Below are 19,280 nucleotides of genomic sequence, written 5' to 3'. Positions count from 1 at the left end.
CAGTTCGGTTCTAAAGACTGCACCTTGTCGCAAGGTTAAGGGCTCTTCAAAGCCCCTCCGATGCCAGAAGCGCTGCCTGATCTTCCTGAATGAGCGCGTCCACGATCTCATCCATTTCGCCCAACATGACGCGGTCGATCTTATGCAGGGTCAGCCCGATACGATGATCGGTCACCCGTCCCTGCGGGAAATTGTAGGTCCGTATCCGCTCGGAACGGTCCCCCGTACCTACCTGCGACCGGCGATCGGCCGCCCGGCTTTCATGCAGGCTGAGACGCTGCTGCTCATAAAGACGCGAACGCAGGATCTTCATCGCCTTGGCTTTGTTCTTGTGCTGGCTCTTCTCTTCCTGCATCGCCACGACGACACCCGTCGGCAAATGCGTGATCCGCACGGCGCTCTCGGTCTTGTTGACGTGCTGACCACCTGCGCCGGATGCCCGATAAACATCGATGCGCAAATCGCCTTCATCGATCTGGACGTCCACTTCCTCCGCTTCCGGCAACATTGCCACCGTGACGGTCGAGGTATGAATACGGCCCTGGCTCTCGGTTGACGGCACCCGCTGCACACGGTGCACACCGGATTCGTATTTCAGCCGCGCGAATACACCCTTGCCACTGATTGTCGCGATACCTTCACGCAGACCGCCTAGTTCGCTCTCGTCATACTCCATGATCTCGAAGCGCCAGCTACGCAGATCGGCATAGCGTCGATAAGCACCGAACAGTTCGGCGGCGAACAATGCCGCTTCGTCCCCACCCGCTGCAGGACGTATCTCCAAGATGGCGCTGCGCTCGTCCGCAGCGTCCCTTGGCAGCATGGCCAATCGGACTTCCTGCTGCAGGGAACCGATGCGCTCACGCAAAACAGGAAGTTCCGCCTCGGCCAGCGCCTTCATGTCCGCATCGGCAAGCATCTGTTCCGCTTCACGCTGCTCCACCTGCGCCGTTCGCAAGGCGTTGATGTGCGCCACGAGTGGCTCCAATTCAGCGTATTCACGCGAGGCTGCCGTGAACTCCTCGCCGGTTATTCCACTGGCAAGCCGAGCTTCCAGTTCCTCACACCGCGCGACAATCTGATCCAGACGGGCGTCGAGACTCACTCTGCCTCTCCGCTCCGATCGCTCCTGATCGCACCCACCAGATCAGCCTGCACAATCTCGATCTGGCCACCCGTCCCAAGGTTACGCAACTGCACAGTACCGTTGGTGATTTCCGCTTCACCAAGGATTACCACATGGGACGCACCCACCTTGTTGGCCCGCTCCATGCGCTTGCGCATATTGCCGCGATAACCCATTTCTGCACGCACACCGGCTGCACGCAAACGGTTCAGCACGCCAATGGCCGCAATCTGTGCCTCATCACCTGCGGGAATAACAACCACGGGGGCGACAACCACCGGCGTGTCATCGAGCATCATCGCGAGGCGTTCGATCCCACCGGCCCACCCGATGGCTGGAGTCCGAGGACCACCCATTTCCGCTACGAGGCCGTCATAGCGCCCTCCTGCCAGAACAGTGCCCTGTGCGCCCAGACGAGCCGTCACAAACTCAAACGCTGTATGACTGTAGTAATCCAGCCCGCGAACAATGCGTGGGTTTTCCTGATAAGCCACTCCAAAGGCATCCAGAGACTTACGAAGTTCGTCCCAGAAACGCCGCGACTCATCGTTGAGATAGCGCTCCAGCGTCGGGGCGTCTTTCACCAACTCCTGATCGGCTGGGGCCTTGCTGTCGAGAATACGCAAGGGATTCTTTTCCAACCGAACCAGACTGTCTTCCGACAGGCGATCACGGAAATCCGAAAAATATTCCACCAGCGCATCCCGCCAGGCGGTGCGGCTGGCCACATCGCCCAACGTGTTCAGTTCCAGACGCACCTCGTCCACCAGACCGAGCGCCTCAAGCACATCACGCCCCATGGCGATCGCCTCGGCATCGGCCAGAGACTCGGCCGGACCGATCAACTCGGCTCCGATCTGATGGAACTGTCTGTAGCGACCTTTCTGCGGGCGCTCATAACGAAACATCGGCCCCGCGTAGAACACCTTCTGCGGCAGCGATTGTGTCAGACCGTTGGTGACAAGTGCCCGGCAAATCGCCGCAGTCCCTTCGGGCCGCAGTGTAAGCGATTCACCACCACGGTCCGTGAACGTGTACATTTCCTTGGACACGACATCCGAGGTATCCCCGAGCGAACGGGCAAAAACACCCGTGTCCTCGAAAATCGGTGTGGACCATTCCTCAAAGCCGTATGTGCCCGTGATGCGACGCGCCGTCTCAATGACATGCGCGTGACGCCGCTGCTCCTCACCGATCAGATCGTGGGTTCCGCGTACTGGCTGAACGGCGCTCAAGGACATTCTCCGGACTTCAGGGGAAACAGTAAGAACAGACGGGAACGGCCTGCCGTTCCCGTAACTGCTTATTTCGCGCTTGCGAGATCCGGCAGCGCAGCCTCGATGCCTTCCGCCTTTTCCTTGGCTTCCTCGGCCTCGATATTGGCGACACGCTCTTCCACCAGATCGACGATGTGATCGATCATGGAATCCGCCGGGATCGTGTGATCCTGCTTGCCCGCCGAATACACCATGTGGCGACCCGATCCACCGCCGGTCACGCCCAAGTCGGTCATCAGTGCTTCACCCGGCCCGTTCACCACGCAACCGATGATGGAGAGCGTGAGAGGCGTCTTGATATGCGCCAGACGGTCTTCCAGCGTCTGCACGGTCTGGATCACATTGAAGCCCTGACGCGCGCAGGATGGGCAGGAGATGATCTTCACACCACGATGACGCAGGCCGAGGGATTTAAGAATATCCCAACCCACCAGCACTTCTTCTTCCGGCTCGGCGGACAGGGAGACGCGCATGGTGTCACCCACGCCAGCCCACAGCAGGTTGCCCAGACCGATGGAGGACTTCACCGTGCCCGCACGGCGGCTGCCTGCCTCGGTAATACCGATGTGAAGCGGATGGTCGCATGCATCGGCCAATTGCTGGTAAGCGGCCACAGCAAGGAACACGTCCGAGGCTTTCACGCTGATCTTGAACTCATGGAAATCATGATCTTCAAGAATCTTTGCGTGCTCCAGAGCACTTTCCACGAGCGCATCGGGGTTCGGCTCACCGTATTTCTCAAGCAGATGCTTCTCCAGCGAACCGGCGTTCACACCGATGCGGATGGAGCAGCCATGATCCTTGGCCGCGTTGACCACTTCGCGCACACGCTCGGCGCTGCCGATATTGCCCGGATTGATGCGCAGGCACGCCGCACCGGCTTTCGCCGCTTCAATGGCGCGCTTGTAGTGAAAGTGGATGTCCGCGACGATGGGAACATTCACTTCCTGCACGATCTCGGCAAGCGCTGCCGTGCTTTCCTCATCGGGACAGGAAACGCGGACAATGTCCACACCCGCCAGCTCAGCGCGACGGATCTGGGCGATCGTGGCCTGCGCGTCGCTGGTCAGCGTGTTGGTCATGGTCTGCACCGAGATCGGCGCGTCACCACCCACGGCGACTTTGCCGACGTGAATCTGACGCGACTTGCGGCGCTCGATCTGCTGGTAGGGGCGATAGCCACTCATCGTTCAATCCTCCTGTCGAGGCGACGGCCGAAGCCAAGTGAGACGCGCCGGACGGCACGCGCGTGAATTTGGGGTCTTCCTGCCAAACTTGCAGGACAAAAGCCAGAGAGGAAGGGCAACCGCTCCATCAGGCCCGGCCTGTGTGACATTCATGTCCCGTATCCGGACCGGTCATCAGGGATGCGTAGCTCCCATTCCCTGCAACTGCCGGGCGTTGAGATCATCGGCGGACATCTCGTGACGCTCGACTTTCGGCTGACGCACCCGGGGCCGCACCGGCGGCGGGGGCAGAGGCATATCCGCCGTCGCCCCGGAAGATGCCGCATCATCGGGGGTATGCGCAACGGGGAGAACGGGTGGAGGCACATCTCCCGGTGGGGCCGGCGCCGCCAAAGTGCCATCGAGAATGGCCTCCGCCGACAGCGGCATGTTGCGCCGGACCGCCCCGTTTCGACCGAGCGGCGCCGTCGTCATGTAGCCTGACGCCAGCCGGATTCCCCCCGCATTGCCCACGGTAAAAGTGAAGGGCCCACCCTCTTCCGGTGGGGACCATGTGTCGCCCGGCTGCATGATGTGATCGTAGATGCTGTGCCCTTCCCCATCGCGCACCTGCACCCAGCTTGCCGCCACAGCACGAATGACCGGTGCATCGCTCGGCGGAGAAGACGTGGCAGCATCTGCCGGTTTAGCAGCCTCATCCACTGGCTGATTAGGAAAAGCCTGCGTAGTGACCGGGAGAGAGGTATCTGCGTCTGGCGTCCCCGCCATGACAGAGGCAGCCGGCATATTTCCGTTTCCAGCCGCGACCGGCGCAGGCGGGGACGTGTTGGCGGACGGAGGAGCCTGAGGCAGAGGCGATGGACCGCTCTGCGGCATGACGGAAGCGATCTGTGGCGAGGGAGACGCGGACTTGCCCATGCCGGGAATAACACTCGCAACAGGCGGCACGCGCTCCAGTGGCATGGGATCATGGCCGACGAGCGTGTACCAACCCGCATAGGCTCCCACGATCACCACCAGACCGAGCAGCACAAGCGCGCCTGCCGGAACGGTCCTCTCGGGTGGGGGAGCGGGAAAGACCAGATCGACCTTACGGGTCGCTCCCCGCACTTCGTGCTTGAACCGTCGAACCATCTCTTCGGCGGGAAAGCCCAGTGCCGTCGCGTAGGTGCGCAGGAAACCAATCGCGTAAGAGCCCGCAGGCATACCGTCCGCACGATTATGTTCGAGCGCATCGAGATAGTCCGCGCGGATTCGCAACCATTCCGCCACATCGGGAAGCGCCCAGCCCAAAGTCTCGCGGCGGGTGCGAAGCGCCTGCCCTACGCCGAGTGCGTGAAAATCCGGCAAGGGAATATTCGCGGGATCCACGGAAGAGGTCTCCGTTACCGGCCCTGTTTCCGTCATGTGTCCCACGGTCATCGGGCCTTCGCCCGGACCGGCAGCATCCTGTCCGTTCCGTTCATCGGCGCTCCCGCTCACACTCAGTTTCCCCGTCTGCTGCTCCGATGCGCAAGAGCTGCCACCGCCTGCTCGACAAGTTCCCCGATGATCTCGCGAACAGGCTGCACAGCTTTCACCATCCCCACGGACTGGCCCGCCATGACGGAGCCGTTTTCCACGTCTCCCTCAATCACCGCTCGCCGCAGGGCGCCGGCCCAGAAATGCTCGATTTCAAGCTGGGCCGCATCTTTCTCAAGCTCACCCGCCTGCACACGACGCACGACATCCGCCTGATGCGCGAGGAAGTTCCGGCTCCCCTCATTGACCAGCCCGCGCACGGGAATGACCGGAAAGCGCGGATCAAGTTGCACCGACGTCATGGCGTCACGCGCATTGGCCCGCACAAAAGCCGCCTTGAACTTGGGATGGGCAATACTCTCTTCCGCCGCAGCAAACCGTGTGCCGATCTGCGCGCCCGCCGCTCCCTGCTCAAGAAAGCCCACGATCGCATCCCCACGGGCAATACCGCCCGCCACGAACACAGGCACATCCGTCACATGCGGCAGGATCTCCTGCGCCAGCACGGTCAGCGACACGGGGCCAACATGCCCCCCTGCTTCCGCGCCTTCGATCACCAGTGCGTCCACCCCCATGCGGATCAGACGCTTTGCCAGCACCAGAGCCGGCGCGAACGCTACCACTTTTGCGCCGCCGTCCTTGGCGATCCGAATGGCTGAGGCAGGCGGAATGCCTCCCGCCAGCACGATATGCCCGACACCGGCCCGCAGACAGACCTGTACAAGCTCATCAAGCTGCGGGTGCATGGTAATGAGGTTGACGCCAAAAGGCTTCTTCGTCAGCGCCTGCGTACCGGCAATCTCGGCTTCCAGCAGTTCCGGTGTCATCGCCCCGCAGGCAATGACACCAAATCCTCCGGCGTTCGAGATCGCAGCGACGAGATTACGCTCGCTCACCCACGACATCGCGCCACCAAGAATGGCGAACTCGGTGCCAAGAAAAGCGGTTCCCCGCGCCCACAGACGATCGAGTTCCAACCGGGCGGCGGTACGTTCGCTGTCCGTAAGAGCCGCAGATTGTGTGGAAATGTTGCTCATTGAATCCGCCGATTACGCTGCGTCAAGCCCGTAGGCTGTGTGCAGGGCCCGCACCGCAAGCTCGGTGTATTCGGATGCGATCAGTACCGAGACCTTGATCTCGCTGGTGGAAATCACCTGTATGTTGATGCCGCGCTTGGACAGAGTGCGGAACATGGTGCTGGCCACACCGGCATGCGACCGCATGCCCACACCCACAACACTAATCTTGGTCACGGCGTCATCGGTGGCCAGTTCGCCATACTGGATATCGTCGCGCAGGGACTCCAGCACCGCGACCGCACGCGGCAGGTCGGTCTTGCTGGTGGTGAAGGTCATGTTAGTGGAGGCGTCTTCACCCGTGCTCTGCACGATCATATCGACATTGATGTTGTTTTCGGACAACGGCCCGAAAATGGCGGCGGCAATACCCGGACGGTCGGGGATGCGGCGCATCGAGATCTTCGCTTCGTCACGCGAATAGGCAATGCCGGTAACGAGTTCCTGTTCCACGATTTCGTCCTCATCTACCACCAGCGATCCGGGCAGACGACAGTCTGCTGCGGGGGCCTGGTCAACAAAGCTGGAGAGCACCTGAACGCGCACATGCTCCTTCATCGCCAGCTCAACGCTGCGGGTCTGGAGCACCTTGGCACCTACGGACGCCAATTCCAGCATTTCTTCGTAGGTAATACGCTCAAGCTTGCGCGCCTTCGGCACAATGCGCGGGTCAGTGGTGTAGATGCCGTCCACATCCGTATAGATGTCGCATCGATCCGCTTTGACCGCCGCCGCGATGGCAACGGCCGACGTGTCCGAACCGCCACGCCCCAATGTGGTGATACGCCCGGACGGTGCCACACCCTGAAAACCCGCGATAACCGGGACTTCTCCAGCCTGCATACTCGCGATCAGCGCATCGCCGGCGATGGAGTCGATGCGGGCCTTACCATGCGCCTCATCCGTGCGGATGGGCACCTGCCACCCCTGCCACGACCGCGCGGACACGCCCAGATTTTGCAGGGCGATGGCCAGAAGGCCGCTCGTCACCTGCTCACCGGTCGCCACCACGGCGTCATATTCTCTCGGGTCATAGAGTGGAGAAAGAGACTCACAGTATCCAACCAGACGATTGGTGGTGCCCGACATGGCCGACACCACGACCGCGACCTGTGCCCCTGCTTCGACCTGCGCGCGAACGCGGTCGGCCACTGCCCGGATACGATCGAGATCGGCAACGGACGTGCCGCCGAACTTCATCACGATCCGGCCTGCCTTGCGCTCCATGATCCAACCCGTCTCCACTCTGCGCCTCCCGGCCCGCCGGGAAGATCGTGCCGCGACCGTCCCGTCTTACACACGGAACCGCCGGTTCATTATGCCGTCACGCGCGCCATGACCGAAATATCCGCCAGCTCCGTGGAGCGTCCGCGGCACCAGAAAAGCCCCTGAACCCGGACGTTCACCACGACGAAGCATTGCGAAGGCGTGCAAAGCGCGTCACATAACCTCGCCCCCGGCTTACGTCCAGCCGCGTTGACAGATGAAAGGGTTCGTTCTCATGCATTCGGCACATGGCGTAGACTGGTCCGAAACCGGCGTCGCGACACCAACACCGGATTCGACAGAACACAATGCCGATGGTGGCTCGGTCTCTCCCGAGGAAATCGCCCGCTTTGGCGCGCTGGCCCGTCAGTGGTGGGATCCAACTGGTCCGATGCGCCCGCTTCACGCCATGAACCCGCTACGCATCGGCTGGATCGACCGTCACCTACCTCTTCGCAGCCGCAAGCAGCCACGCCTGCGCGTGCTGGATCTCGGCTGCGGCGCGGGCCTTGCCAGCGAGGCTCTTGCTCGAGCCGGTCACGACGTTCTGGGGCTGGATGCGTCCGCCGAAGGCATCGCCGCCGCGCGTGCGCATCTGGCCGCCAATCCACTACCCGAGTCCGCAGGCTCCCTCACCTACCGCGTGGGCAGCGCGGAGACATTGGTGGAGGAAGGTGAGACATTCGATGCCGTGGTGGCGCTGGAAATCATTGAGCATGTCACCAATCCGGCGGCCTTCGTCGCCATGCTGGCGCAGCTTTCCCGGCCGGGCGGCCATGTCTTCATCTCCACGATGAACCGTACGCTCCGCGCGCTGGCCTTCGCCAAGATTGGCGCGGAATACGTCATGCGGCTGCTGCCCATCGGCACACACGAATGGAAGAAGTTCATCACACCGGGCGAACTCGCGGCCTTCGGTCGCAAGGCCGGATTGCGGCTGGACGACGCCGCCGGAATGACGCCCGACCTGCTCGGCAATCACTGGCGCGAAAGCCGGGATCTGGCCGTCAATTACATCGCGGCGTTTTCGCGTTCCTGACCTCTATGGGCGGGCAATGCGCGCAAGCGCGGCCCGCTCCTCATCCACCATGTAGTCGCGGGTGAACGGCACAGCGTCGATGCTGCGCGTCAACTGAAGCTGGAAGTTCATGTGTCCCTGCACACGGAAGGACAGTTCCGCGCCCGCGAGATAGAACTCGAACATGCGGCAGAAACGCTCATCGTAGATCTTCGCCGCGTCCGCGCGATGTGCGGCGAACCGCTCCCGCCAGATACTGATCGTGCGGGCATAGTGCAGCCGCAAAACCTCACAATCCGTCACCCACAGGCCACTGTGCTCAATGGCCACGAACGTCTCACTCAGACTCGGGGAATACCCACCGGGGAAAATGTATTTGGCAATCCACGGATTGGTGGTGCCCGGCCCGTCATTGCGCCCGATGGAGTGAAGCAGAGCCACGCCGTCATCGGCCAGCACGTCACGCACTTTGTCGAAAAAAGTCCGGTAATGACCGATGCCGACATGCTCGAACATGCCGACAGACACGATACGGTCGTAACGTGTGCGGACCTGTCGGTAGTCCAGAAGCTCAAACCGCACCCGATCGCTCAGGCCCGCTTCCGCTGCCCGCGCGCGCGCCGCCTGAAGCTGCTCGGTTGAAAGAGTGATCCCAGTCACGACGGCGCCGTAATCGCGTGCCAGCGTCAGCGCCGTGCCACCCCAACCGCATCCGATGTCGAGCACGGACAACCCCGGACGATCCAGTTTCAGCTTGGCGGCAATGTGGTGTTTCTTGGCGTCCTGCGCTTCATCCAGCGTTTCATTGCCCGTGCGGAAATAGGCACAGGAATACTGCCAGTCACGGTCAAGAAAGAGCCGGTAAAGCCGCTCATCGAGATCGTAATGATGCGCCACGTTGCGGCGTGAACGGGATTCGGGATTGAACTGGATCCAGCGACGACGGACCATTCGCGTGGCTGCTGACAATGCCTCCCCCACATGACCGGAGGAGTACATGGCGTTGAGCATCAGGACATGCAGCAGATCGTACAACGTGCAGCCCTGCGGCGTAACACCGCCATCCATATAGGCTTCCCCGAACGCAAGGCCGGGGTTGAGGAAGAAGCCGCGCTCGGCCGCTTTCGTCACAAAACGCAGTCCCGCATGGGGGCCGAGTTTGCTGCCCTCGTAACGTGTGGTCTTTCCGTCCGCGAACGTGACGTCCAGACTGCCTTCACGAATGAACCGCGACAGGATGGGATCAAGAATCGACGTCGTGAGCATGGGGTCCGCCTTCTGCTGGGTCGCTGCGTCTCCCATACGGCGATGCTTCCCGAAATGCACGTCCGCAACAGCGATCTTCAGAATAAGTCCAGCCGCTACAACGCAAAAAGGCCCGAGCGAACACCGCCCGGGCCTTTTTGTCTGTCCTTTTGGAAAAGGAGGAGAAACCGTCAGGCGACGGGCTCTTCACCTTCCGCAGGCTCAGCCGTCTCGACAATCTCGCCGGTCACTTCGGCAATTGTCGGCTCGGCTTCTTCTTCCTCTTCGTCATCGAGACCGATGACTTCACCACGTGCCTGACGCTCCGCTTCTTCGTTCGAGCGAGCGACATTGACGCGCACCAGAATGGAGACTTCCGGGTGCAGTGCGACGCGCACGTCGTACAGGCCCAGCGTCTTGATCGGGTGCGGCAGGAACACCTGATTACGGGTGATGGTCAGGCCCGCTTCGGTCGTCGCCTGAGCGATGTCACGGGTGGAGACCGAACCATACAGGTTGCCGCTGTCGCCAGCCTGACGGATCAGGATGACCGACAGGCCTTCCATGCGCTCGGAGAGACGCTCGGCCTCTTCGCGACGCTTGATGTTCTGGGCCTCAAGCTGAGCGCGCTCCTGATCGAAACGCGCGCGGTTGGCGGCGTTCGCACGGATGGCCTTGCCCTGCGGCAGAAGGAAATTACGGGCATAGCCCGGCTTTACCTTCACGAGTTCGCCCATCTGGCCGAGATGCTCGACCCGCTGGAGCAGGATGACTTCTGTAGCAGCCATGATCGCTTCTCTCCTCAGCCCACGACGTAGGGCAGCAGGGCAAGGAAGCGGGCGCGCTTGATGGCCTGAGCCAGCTCACGCTGCTTCTTTGCAGACACTGCGGTGATACGGCTGGGGACGATCTTGCCGCGCTCGGACAGGAAGCGGCTGAGCAGACGAACGTCCTTGTAATCGATCTTCGGCGCGTTCGGACCCGAGAACGGGCACGACTTGCGACGACGATAGAACGGGCGGCGGGCACCAACAGCTGTACGGCGCTCGCCCGGATTGACCTGGTTCGTGTCGGACATATCTCTTACTCCGCAGCAGCCGGGGCGTCGGCCTGAGCCGCCTGCGCCTTGTTCTCACGCTCTTCACGGGCGCGATATTCCTCACGGTCACGATCCTCAGGACCACGACGCGAGGAGCGACCGCTGTCAAAGCGACCCGACGGCTTCGGACCACGGAAGCCGCGCTCACCGCGCTCATCCTTGCGGGTCAGAACCGGCGACGGATTCTCGTCGATCTCTTCCACGCGCAGGTTGAGAACACGCAGCACGTCTTCGTTCAGACTGAGCAGACGCTCGACCTCACGCATCGTCTCGGGCTTCGCATCGAGACCGAGAAGCAGATAATGCCCCTTGCGGTTCTTCTTGATGCGGTAAGCGAGCGAGCGCAGACCCCAGTATTCCTGCTTCTTCACCGAGCCGCCGTCAGCTTCAAGCTGGCTGCGGATCATGTCGGCGATAGCCTCGACCTGCTGCTGGTTGATATCGTTACGTGCAATCAGCACGGTTTCGTACAGTGGCATTCAGCCCTCCGGATTGTTCAACCCGTCCGTTGCGAACCGTTCCGCAACATGGCGTCATCCGCAGGGACACACGCCTCGGGTATAGCCGGCAGCGATGCCACGCCGCCAGCAGGGAAGATGGCGCATCAAGCATGAATGCACCCGCAAGACAAGGTTTTTCTCAGGCCCGCAGGCGTTCCGGGATGGGCATTCCAAGCCGGTCGGGGATGTTCCACTCTTCCCGCACTACGCCAATGATGCGGAAACCGGCGGCGAGATAATTCGGCAGCGCGCGCGGATGATCTGCCGTACAGGTGTTGACCGTCAGCCGACGGGGCTCAGCCGACCAGGCCAAAGCGACCACGGCATGCAGGAAAGCGCGCCCGATGCCGCGTCCGATATTCTCGGGGAACAGGCCGAAATAGGCCAGATTGACCGTGCGGGGCGCCTTGATTTCCAACTCGAAGAAGCCGCGGGGCTCATCGCGTTCCTTGAGCAGAAAGATCGAGCGGCAGGGATCGGCCAGAATGTGGGCCAGATCCGTATCCGATCGCACCTGCCGCATCCACCAGCAGTAGTCATGCCCTACCCGCCCATGGATCGCGCGATACTCCGCGACCGAGAGATCGAACTGCTGCTCGATCCACCACCCTTCGGGCAGAACGGGAACCGGCCTCCGCGGCGGATGGTGCATGTCGAGAAAGGTGACATCCACCACGATCCGCGTTGTCGGCTCCATTGGATCAGTTATCGTCGAGGAAGGAACGCAGCTTGCGGCTACGGCTCGGGTGCTTGAGCTTGCGCAACGCCTTCGCTTCGATCTGGCGAATACGCTCACGCGTCACGTTGAACTGCTGCCCGACTTCTTCCAACGTGTGGTCGGTGTTCATGCCGATGCCAAAACGCATACGCAGCACACGCTCTTCACGCGGGGTGAGCGAAGCCAAGACGCGGGTCGTCGCTTCGCGCAGATTGGTCTGGATTGCGGCATCCAGCGGAATGATGGCCGTCTTGTCCTCAATGAAGTCACCAAGGTGACTGTCTTCCTCATCACCGATCGGCGTTTCCAGCGAAATCGGTTCTTTGGCGATCTTGAGAACCTTGCGCACTTTTTCAAGCGGCATGCCCAGCTTCTCGGCCAACTCTTCCGGCGCTGGTTCACGCCCAATTTCATGCAGCATCTGGCGTGATGTGCGCACGAGCTTGTTGATCGTCTCGATCATATGCACTGGAATACGGATAGTGCGCGCCTGATCGGCAATCGAGCGCGTGATCGCCTGCCGGATCCACCATGTGGCGTAGGTCGAGAACTTGTAACCGCGGCGATATTCAAACTTGTCCACGGCCTTCATCAGACCGATGTTGCCTTCCTGAATCAGGTCGAGGAACTGGAGACCACGGTTGGTGTATTTCTTGGCAATGGAGATCACGAGACGCAGATTGGCCTCGATCATCTCTTTCTTGGCACGCGCGGAATCACGCTCACCACGCCCGACGGTGGCATAGACACGCCGGAACTCGCCAACCGCCAGACCCGTATCCTGTGCCAGTTCGGCAACCTGATTACGCAGATCCTGCATGGTCTCGGCATGCTTGGCGAGCAGGTTTTTCCAGCCCTTGCCCGGCAGCGTGGCAACCATCTCCATCCATGCCGGCTCAAGTTCATGGCCGCGATACTTCAGCAGGAAATCGTCACGCGAGATCTTGCAGCTCTCGGCCAGACGCAGCATCCGTCCTTCAAGCGCGTTGAGGTTTCGAAACAGCTCCTTGAGCTGCATGACCAGTTCCTCGATGCGGTTGTTATGCAGATGAACCTGCTCAACCTTGGCCACCAGTTCCAGCCGGAGCTTCTGATAAGCCTTCTCGGTCTTGTCGGTTGTCTCTCCGCCCGTGACCAACGCCTCAAGACGCTTGTCCTGCATCTTCTGCAGCTTCTCATAGAGAGGCTCGATCTCATCGAACTGTGCCAGAATGTCAGGCTTGAGCTTTTCTTCGAGCGCAGACAGGGAAAGACCCGGACCTTCGCCCTCAGCGGCGTCCGCGTCCTCTGCCTCATCCTCATCGGACTCCTCGGCTGCCTCTTCGCCCTCTTCTCCCTCAGCGACAACCTCGGGGCCATTCTGCTCGGCCTGCATTGCCTCTAGATCGACGATATCGCGCAAAAGCATGTCGCCGACCTTCAGACGCTCATGCCACGAAATGATGGCGCGGAAGGTCAGTGGGCTTTCGCACAGCCCCCCGATCATCTCGTTGCGACCGGCCTCGATCCGCTTGGCGATGGCGATCTCGCCCTCACGCGAGAGCAGTTCCACCGAACCCATCTCACGGAGGTACATGCGCACAGGATCGTCCGTACGCCCCAGATTTTCGCTGACATTGCCGGAAGCGCTGGCGCCGGCCTCGGCTGGCTCAGCTTCTTCCTCTTCCTCCTCGTCTTCCTCTTCGTCCTCGGAAGACGAGGAGGAAGAGGAAGACGACTTGGCGGCCGGAGTTTCCGTGTCCTCGTTATCCTCACCTTCAACGACCTGAATACCCATCTCCGAAAGGATGGCCATCACGTCCTCGATCTGCTCGGAGGACATCTGATCCTGCGGAAGGACCGCGTTCAGTTCGTCAAACGTGATATGACCACGCTCGCGCCCCTTCGCGATCAGGCGTTTGACGGCGCCAGACCGGGTATCGAGGAGCGTATTGTCACCGTCCTGGTCACCTGAGGTCGCAGCAGTCCCGGCAGCCGTCTTTGTCGCCATTCCCGTAAAATCCCCCCTGTCCGCCTTCCAGGGAACGGAAGGCAGAACGGCTCATCTGCAGCAAAAGAATAAGGCAGCGTCGAGGTGGTCGATCCTGTCCCGGAAGTCAAGACCTGAACGCTGCTGCAGTTCCTCGCCATACTTCCTTCAGATGGAGCCGACATCCATGCTGCGCAAGGCATGCAATGCCTCGATCCGGGATTTCAATCTGTCCCATGCCTGCGGGTCCATCCCCTGCGCAACCCAGATTTCCGTATCTCGTGCGATGTCGGCTTCGAACCCGTCGCGGTTAACGCCCGCATAGAAATGCCACCACTGCGCCTCGGGGGCTTCATCCCCGAAAACGGCCTCATCTCCACGAGGGCGCGTGTTGCAGGCCTCCCGAAGCACGACCTCGGCGCGCTCGCGCAATCCTTCCTCCGTCAGACGCGCCATCAGACGCGCTGCAAGATCGCTCTCAGGCGTATCATCCGCCTCCTCCGCAAAGGAAAGGATGGCTTCGCGCAACTCCGACAGATCCGGCGGCAGATCAAGTCGGCACCACGCGTCCCCAACTCTCGATGCAATCGCTGGAAATCGCATCACAATATCCGCCAGCTTCTGCAATCCGGCGCGTCGTCCATCGAAAGGACACTCCGCGCGCGTTCCCAGATCGACATCAACCGCAGGAACAAACGTCTTTCCATTCTCCCGGCGACGACCGCCAGCCGGACGCCCACCTGAACGATACGTCTTGAAAAACCGATCCAGAAGCGTGGAGCGATATTCACCCGCCAGCGCCTTGTCGGGAATCTTTCCCGCAGCCTCCACCAACCGATGCCGCAACGTCGCCCGTTGCTCAGGAGTGGGCGACGCGGGCACTCCTTCCGACAACAGATCGAACAGGATGTCCGCCAGCGGCTTCGCGCCCACCAGCACATCCGCCATGGCATCGCGCCCCTTGCCCCGCAGCAGGCTGTCCGGATCTTCTCCTTCGGGCAGAAGACACAGGCGCAACCCGCGTTCCGCCGAAAGCAGCGGCAAAGCCGTCTCGGCCGCCCTCACTGCCGCCCGGCGTCCCGCCGCATCGCCATCGAGACACAGGATGGGCGCGGGCGTGACCTGCCACAGCATTTCCATCTGCTCGGGCGTCAGCGCCGTGCCGAGCGGCGCCACCGCCCCCACAAAGCCTGCCTGATGCAGCGCGATCACGTCCATGTAGCCTTCGACCACCACCGGTTCCACGGGCGGCGCATTCTTCGGGCGCACCGCCCGCAACGCCGCGCGCGCGCGGTCGAAACCGAACAGCAGCCTCCGCTTGGAAAACAACGCCGTCTCGGGACCGTTGAGGTATTTAGGCTGACCATCCCCCAACGTCCGGCCACCGAAGGACACCAGTTCGCCCCGTCGGTCATGGATGGGAAACGTCACGCGCCCCCAGAACAGTTCACCCTTGGCGCGTCCGTTCTCATCGACTCGCATGAGACCGGCTTCCGCCATCATCTCGGGCGTAATCGCCTGCTCTTTCAGCGTCTCCGTCAGATAGCCCCGCCGCTCGCTCGCCCAGCCAAGTCCGAACGACGCGATTGTTGCGTCCGTCAGTCCACGACGCCGCAGGTAATCCAGCCCTGCGCGGCCACCCGCCTCGTACAGATCGCGAGCAAACACACGCTGGGCCGCCTCCAGCACATCTCCCAGAGACCGGGCCCGCGCTGCCTGCTCACGCGCACGCGGATCGGGCTTGGGCACCTCCAACCCGGCCGCCGAGGCCAATTCTTCCACCGCCTCGGGAAAACCTTTTCCTTCGCTTTGCATGACGAAGGAGATGGCATCGCCATGCGCCCCGCAGCCGAAGCAATGGAAATGATCGTCATATACATAAAAAGATGGTGTCTTCTCGCCATGGAAGGGGCAGCACCCCTTCCAGTTCCGCCCTGAGCGCGCGAGCTTCACGCGCCGACCGATCAGAGGAACGATCGGCGTCCGGGCGCGAAGCTCGTCAAGAAAGGCGGAATCAAGCGCCATATATCAGTGCCACCCTCAGCCAGCGGAAAGCGCGGCCTTCACCAACCCATTGGCGCGACCAAGATCGAGATTGGCACCGAACTTCGCTTTCAGCGCCCCCATGACCTTGCCCATATCCTTCATGCTGGCCGCACCGGCTTCGGCAATAGCCGCCTTCACGGCAGCTTCCAGTGCCGCCTCATCCATTTCGGGGGGCAGGAACTCGCGAATGACAGCGATCTCACTCTCTTCCTTGGCCGCCAGTTCGTCACGGCCGCCTTCACGGTAGAGGCGCACCGAGTCCTGACGGGACTTCACCATGCCACGCAGCGCGGACACGATTTCGTCTTCCGACAAGCCTTCCTTGCCCTGCGCGCGTCCGGCAATGTCCGCGTCCTTGATCTTAGCGCCGATCATGCGGAGAACGGCCACGCGCTCCTTCTGACCCGCTTTCATCGCGGTCTTCGTCTCATCCATCACGCGGGCGCGCAGGCTGGTGGACTCGGTCATGGGACATCTCCAGTATTCGGGCGGCGGGTCGGGAAGAAATTTCCCAACCCCTGACCGCAATTTCGTGTGGGAATTTTCTTCCCACGCGCTATGCGGCCTGATAGAAACCGCACCAGAGGAGGAAGCGCAATGCCTCTGTTGAGCGTGGACGATATCATCGAACGTGTCGGCGGTCCCGAAAAGATCGCCACCCTTACCGGCGTCGGTACCGAGGCCGTGCGCAAATGGCGTCAGGCGCGGGCGATCCCGCCCAAGCACTGGCCCGTTGTGGCGCGGGCCGCCGGATTGTCGCTCGATGATCTGCATTCGGAAGCCTCTTCCTCCCCAACCTCCGACCCCCAGACGCGGAAACCGACCATGTCCGAACAGAGTGGTACAGCCTCCACCGAAGTCCCGGAGAACGCCACGGCGGCTCTCGTTCTGGCCGATGGCACCGTCCTGTGGGGCATTGGCTTCGGCGCCCCCGCGAATGGCGAAAGTCTGGGTGAAATCTGTTTCTCCACCGGCATGACCGGATATCAGGAAACACTGACGGACCCGTCATTCGCGGGCCAGATCATCACCTTCACGTTCCCCCATATCGGCAATGTGGGCACGAATGCGCAGGATGATGAGGCGACCAAACCCGCCGCACGAGGCCTCGTAGTCAAGCAGGATCTCACAGCACCCGCTAACTGGCGTGCGACCGAGAGTCTCGACGCATGGCTCAAGGAACGTGGCGTTCCGGGAATCTGCGGCGTGGACACCCGCGCGCTGACGCTGCGCATTCGCGATCACGGCGCACAGACCGCAATGATCGTTCCGGTCATCAATGGCAAGATCGACCTTCCCGCAACCCGCAAAACCGTTGCGGTATGGCCCGGTCTGGAAGGCATGGACCTCGCCAAGACCGTCACCTGCGCCAAGCCCTACACATGGGCGGAAGGCGTGTGGGAATGGCCGTCCACCACGAAACCCCTGCCCGCCAAGCGCCGTCGCGTGGTGGCCGTGGACTATGGTGCCAAGCGCAACATCCTGCGCTGCCTCGCCACAGCAGGCTGTGACGTAACCGTCGTGCCCGCCACGACTTCAGCCGACGAAATCCTCGCCCTCAAGCCGGAAGGCGTGTTCCTCTCCAACGGTCCCGGTGATCCGGCAGCCACGGCCAGCTACGCCGTGCCCGCCATCCGTGGTGTGCTGGACGCTGGCGTGCCTGTGTTCGGTATCTGCCTTGGCCACCAGCTTCTGGCTCTCACGCTGGGCGCAAAAACCTACAAGCTGGAGCGCGGCCATCGTGGCGCGAACCAGCCGGTGAAGGACATCGCCAGCGGGCGCGTGGAAATCACCAGCCAGAACCACGGTTTCGCGGTAGACGCCCACTCCCTGCCCAACGATGTGCGCGTCACGCATGTAAGCCTGTTCGACGGCTCGAACGAAGGCATCGCTTCCGACACGCTGCCGGCGTTTTCCGTGCAGTATCACCCCGAAGCCAGCCCCGGTCCGTCCGACAGCTTCTACCTGTTCGAGCGGTTCGTCGCCCTGATCGACCAGCACGCGAAGGCGGCCTGAGTCCTCCCTCATGGACCCCGTTCGCAATCCCTATGTACCCGGCGCCGGGGCCTCGCCTCCGGAGCTGGCGGGACGGCAGGAGCTGTTCACGCAGGCCGGAATCGCCTTGCAGCGCGCGCTCAGCGGCAAGAGCGCGCGCAGCTTTATCGCGACCGGACTGCGGGGCGTGGGGAAAACCGTCATCCTCGGCCGCGTCGAGCGGCTTGCGCGCAGCGCAGGCTTCCTGACCTGTTTCATTGAAGCGCAGGAAGACAAGCCGCTCGGTACGCAGCTTGTGCCACATCTGCGCCGGATGATGCTGGAACTGGATCGACTCGGTGCCGTGACCGTGCAGGTCAAGCGTGGCCTGCGGGTGCTCAAGAGCTTCGCCAGCGGCCTGCGCATCCATCATCCGCTGGGCTTCGTCATCGAACTGGATGTGGAGCCCGAACGCGGAACGGCCGACACGGGTGATCTCGAGATTGATCTGCCCGACATGATCGCGGCTCTCGGCCATGCCGCGCAGTCACGGCATACCGGTGTCGCGCTCTTTATCGACGAGATCCAGAACCTGCCGGAAAAGGATCTTGGCGCGCTCATCATGGCCATGCACCGCGTCATGCGCGAAGGCCTGCCCGTGGTGCTGGCCGGAGCCGGTCTGCCGCATGTCATTACACTGGTGGGGCAGACGAAGTCCTATGCCGAGCGGCTGTTCGAGTTCCCGGCCATCGGTCCACTGACAGCCGAAGAGTGCCGCGACGCGCTGCACACCCCCGCCGAGCGCGAAGGCGTGGATTTCACGTCGGATGCCGTGGACGAAGTGATCCGCATCACGCAGGGCTACCCCTATTTCCTTCAGGAATGGGCCTATCACGCATGGAATGTGGCGCATGGCGACCGCATTCTCGTGGGAGACATCAGCGTGGCGACCGAAGTGTCGCTCACTTCGCTCGACGGTGGCTTCTTTCGCATGCGCTATGAACGCCTCACCCCACGCGAGCGGGAATACTGCCTTGCCATGGCCGATCTCGGCCCCGGTGCGCACCGCTCCCGCGAAATCGCGGCTCAGATGGACGCCCGCACACAGACGGTCGCGCCCATCCGCAACGCGCTCGTGCGCAAGGGCATGGTCTACAGCCCGTCACACGGCGTGACCGCCTTCACCGTTCCGCTTTTCGAAAACTATCTTCACCGCATCCGCGCCCTGGGTTCCGACCCGGCCGAGACAGAGGACTGA

Annotated in this window: 17 protein-coding genes; 3 read left to right on the top strand and 14 right to left on the bottom strand. The window is 62.0% G+C overall.

From position 1 onward, the window contains the following. Positions 1-46 precede the first annotated feature (46 nt). The 6 genes from prfA to KUA11_RS10725 form a co-directional block, all read right to left on the bottom strand. On the bottom strand, positions 47-1,105 hold the full coding sequence (gene prfA / locus KUA11_RS10750; protein ID WP_217410286.1) for a peptide chain release factor 1: 1,059 nt from the start codon (positions 1,103-1,105) through the stop codon (positions 47-49). After that, positions 1,102-2,361 carry a histidine--tRNA ligase gene (hisS, locus tag KUA11_RS10745; protein ID WP_217410285.1) on the bottom strand — a complete coding sequence of 420 codons (1,260 nt, stop codon included), beginning with the start codon at positions 2,359-2,361 and terminating at the stop codon, positions 1,102-1,104. Before hisS ends, prfA begins: the two co-directional genes overlap by 4 nt. 68 nt (positions 2,362-2,429) lie before the next feature. Beyond that, complete coding sequence (gene ispG, locus KUA11_RS10740) at positions 2,430-3,590, bottom strand: flavodoxin-dependent (E)-4-hydroxy-3-methylbut-2-enyl-diphosphate synthase (RefSeq protein WP_217410284.1); 1,161 nt, start codon at positions 3,588-3,590, stop codon at positions 2,430-2,432. A 174-nt stretch (positions 3,591-3,764) separates the two neighbouring features. Next, positions 3,765-5,072, bottom strand: coding sequence for a helix-turn-helix domain-containing protein (locus tag KUA11_RS10735; RefSeq protein WP_368040998.1), 1,308 nt, complete (start codon positions 5,070-5,072; stop codon positions 3,765-3,767). A gap of 2 nt (positions 5,073-5,074) precedes the next feature. Next, positions 5,075-6,148, bottom strand: a complete 1,074-nt coding sequence (locus tag KUA11_RS10730) for an NAD(P)H-dependent flavin oxidoreductase (protein WP_217410283.1) — start codon at positions 6,146-6,148, stop codon at positions 5,075-5,077. A gap of 12 nt (positions 6,149-6,160) precedes the next feature. After that, on the bottom strand, positions 6,161-7,414 hold the full coding sequence (locus KUA11_RS10725) for an aspartate kinase (RefSeq protein WP_254454851.1): 1,254 nt from the start codon (positions 7,412-7,414) through the stop codon (positions 6,161-6,163). A 274-nt stretch (positions 7,415-7,688) separates the two neighbouring features. Here KUA11_RS10725 and ubiG point away from each other — a divergent pair, with 274 nt between their 5' ends. Further along, positions 7,689-8,492 (top strand): bifunctional 2-polyprenyl-6-hydroxyphenol methylase/3-demethylubiquinol 3-O-methyltransferase UbiG, encoded by an 804-nt coding sequence (gene ubiG, locus KUA11_RS10720; RefSeq protein ID WP_217410282.1) that lies wholly within the window; start codon positions 7,689-7,691, stop codon positions 8,490-8,492. A gap of 3 nt (positions 8,493-8,495) precedes the next feature. Here the strand turns inward: ubiG and KUA11_RS10715 are convergent, their stop codons facing one another. From KUA11_RS10715 to KUA11_RS10680, 8 genes are all read right to left on the bottom strand, one after another. Then, a complete protein-coding gene (locus KUA11_RS10715; RefSeq protein WP_254454850.1) occupies positions 8,496-9,773 on the bottom strand; it encodes an SAM-dependent methyltransferase in 1,278 nt (425 codons plus the stop codon). 134 nt (positions 9,774-9,907) lie between these two features. Continuing rightward, positions 9,908-10,504 carry a 50S ribosomal protein L9 gene (gene rplI / locus KUA11_RS10710; protein ID WP_217410281.1) on the bottom strand — a complete coding sequence of 199 codons (597 nt, stop codon included), beginning with the start codon at positions 10,502-10,504 and terminating at the stop codon, positions 9,908-9,910. A gap of 14 nt (positions 10,505-10,518) precedes the next feature. Continuing rightward, a complete protein-coding gene (rpsR, locus tag KUA11_RS10705) occupies positions 10,519-10,794 on the bottom strand; it encodes a 30S ribosomal protein S18 (RefSeq protein WP_166315225.1) in 276 nt (91 codons plus the stop codon). Positions 10,795-10,799: 5 nt separating this feature from the next. Next, positions 10,800-11,294, bottom strand: a complete 495-nt coding sequence (gene rpsF, locus KUA11_RS10700; RefSeq protein ID WP_166315222.1) for a 30S ribosomal protein S6 — start codon at positions 11,292-11,294, stop codon at positions 10,800-10,802. A 160-nt stretch (positions 11,295-11,454) separates the two neighbouring features. Further along, positions 11,455-12,012 carry a GNAT family N-acetyltransferase gene (locus KUA11_RS10695; RefSeq protein ID WP_217410280.1) on the bottom strand — a complete coding sequence of 186 codons (558 nt, stop codon included), beginning with the start codon at positions 12,010-12,012 and terminating at the stop codon, positions 11,455-11,457. A 4-nt stretch (positions 12,013-12,016) separates the two neighbouring features. Continuing rightward, positions 12,017-14,023 carry an RNA polymerase sigma factor RpoD gene (gene rpoD, locus KUA11_RS10690; protein ID WP_217410279.1) on the bottom strand — a complete coding sequence of 669 codons (2,007 nt, stop codon included), beginning with the start codon at positions 14,021-14,023 and terminating at the stop codon, positions 12,017-12,019. Between the two features lie 147 nt (positions 14,024-14,170). Next, the gene (gene dnaG / locus KUA11_RS10685) at positions 14,171-16,027 is read right to left on the bottom strand and encodes a DNA primase (RefSeq protein WP_217410278.1); all 1,857 of its coding nucleotides are present in this window, start codon (positions 16,025-16,027) and stop codon (positions 14,171-14,173) included. Between the two features lie 15 nt (positions 16,028-16,042). After that, positions 16,043-16,516: a GatB/YqeY domain-containing protein gene (locus tag KUA11_RS10680; protein WP_217410277.1), complete on the bottom strand. Its 474-nt coding sequence runs from the start codon at positions 16,514-16,516 to the stop codon at positions 16,043-16,045. Between the two features lie 129 nt (positions 16,517-16,645). On the opposite strand from KUA11_RS10680, the gene carA reads away from it, so the two are divergent. Further along, positions 16,646-18,064 carry a glutamine-hydrolyzing carbamoyl-phosphate synthase small subunit gene (gene carA, locus KUA11_RS10675; protein ID WP_217410276.1) on the top strand — a complete coding sequence of 473 codons (1,419 nt, stop codon included), beginning with the start codon at positions 16,646-16,648 and terminating at the stop codon, positions 18,062-18,064. 10 nt (positions 18,065-18,074) lie between these two features. Beyond that, positions 18,075-19,280: an ATP-binding protein gene (locus KUA11_RS10670; protein ID WP_217410275.1), complete on the top strand. Its 1,206-nt coding sequence runs from the start codon at positions 18,075-18,077 to the stop codon at positions 19,278-19,280.

It is taken from the genome of Acetobacter estunensis (assembly GCF_019083805.1).
Classification (GTDB): domain Bacteria; phylum Pseudomonadota; class Alphaproteobacteria; order Acetobacterales; family Acetobacteraceae; genus Acetobacter; species Acetobacter estunensis_A.
The sequence above is the reverse complement of the archived record's forward strand: the minus strand, read 5'-3'. Positions and strand labels throughout refer to the sequence as shown.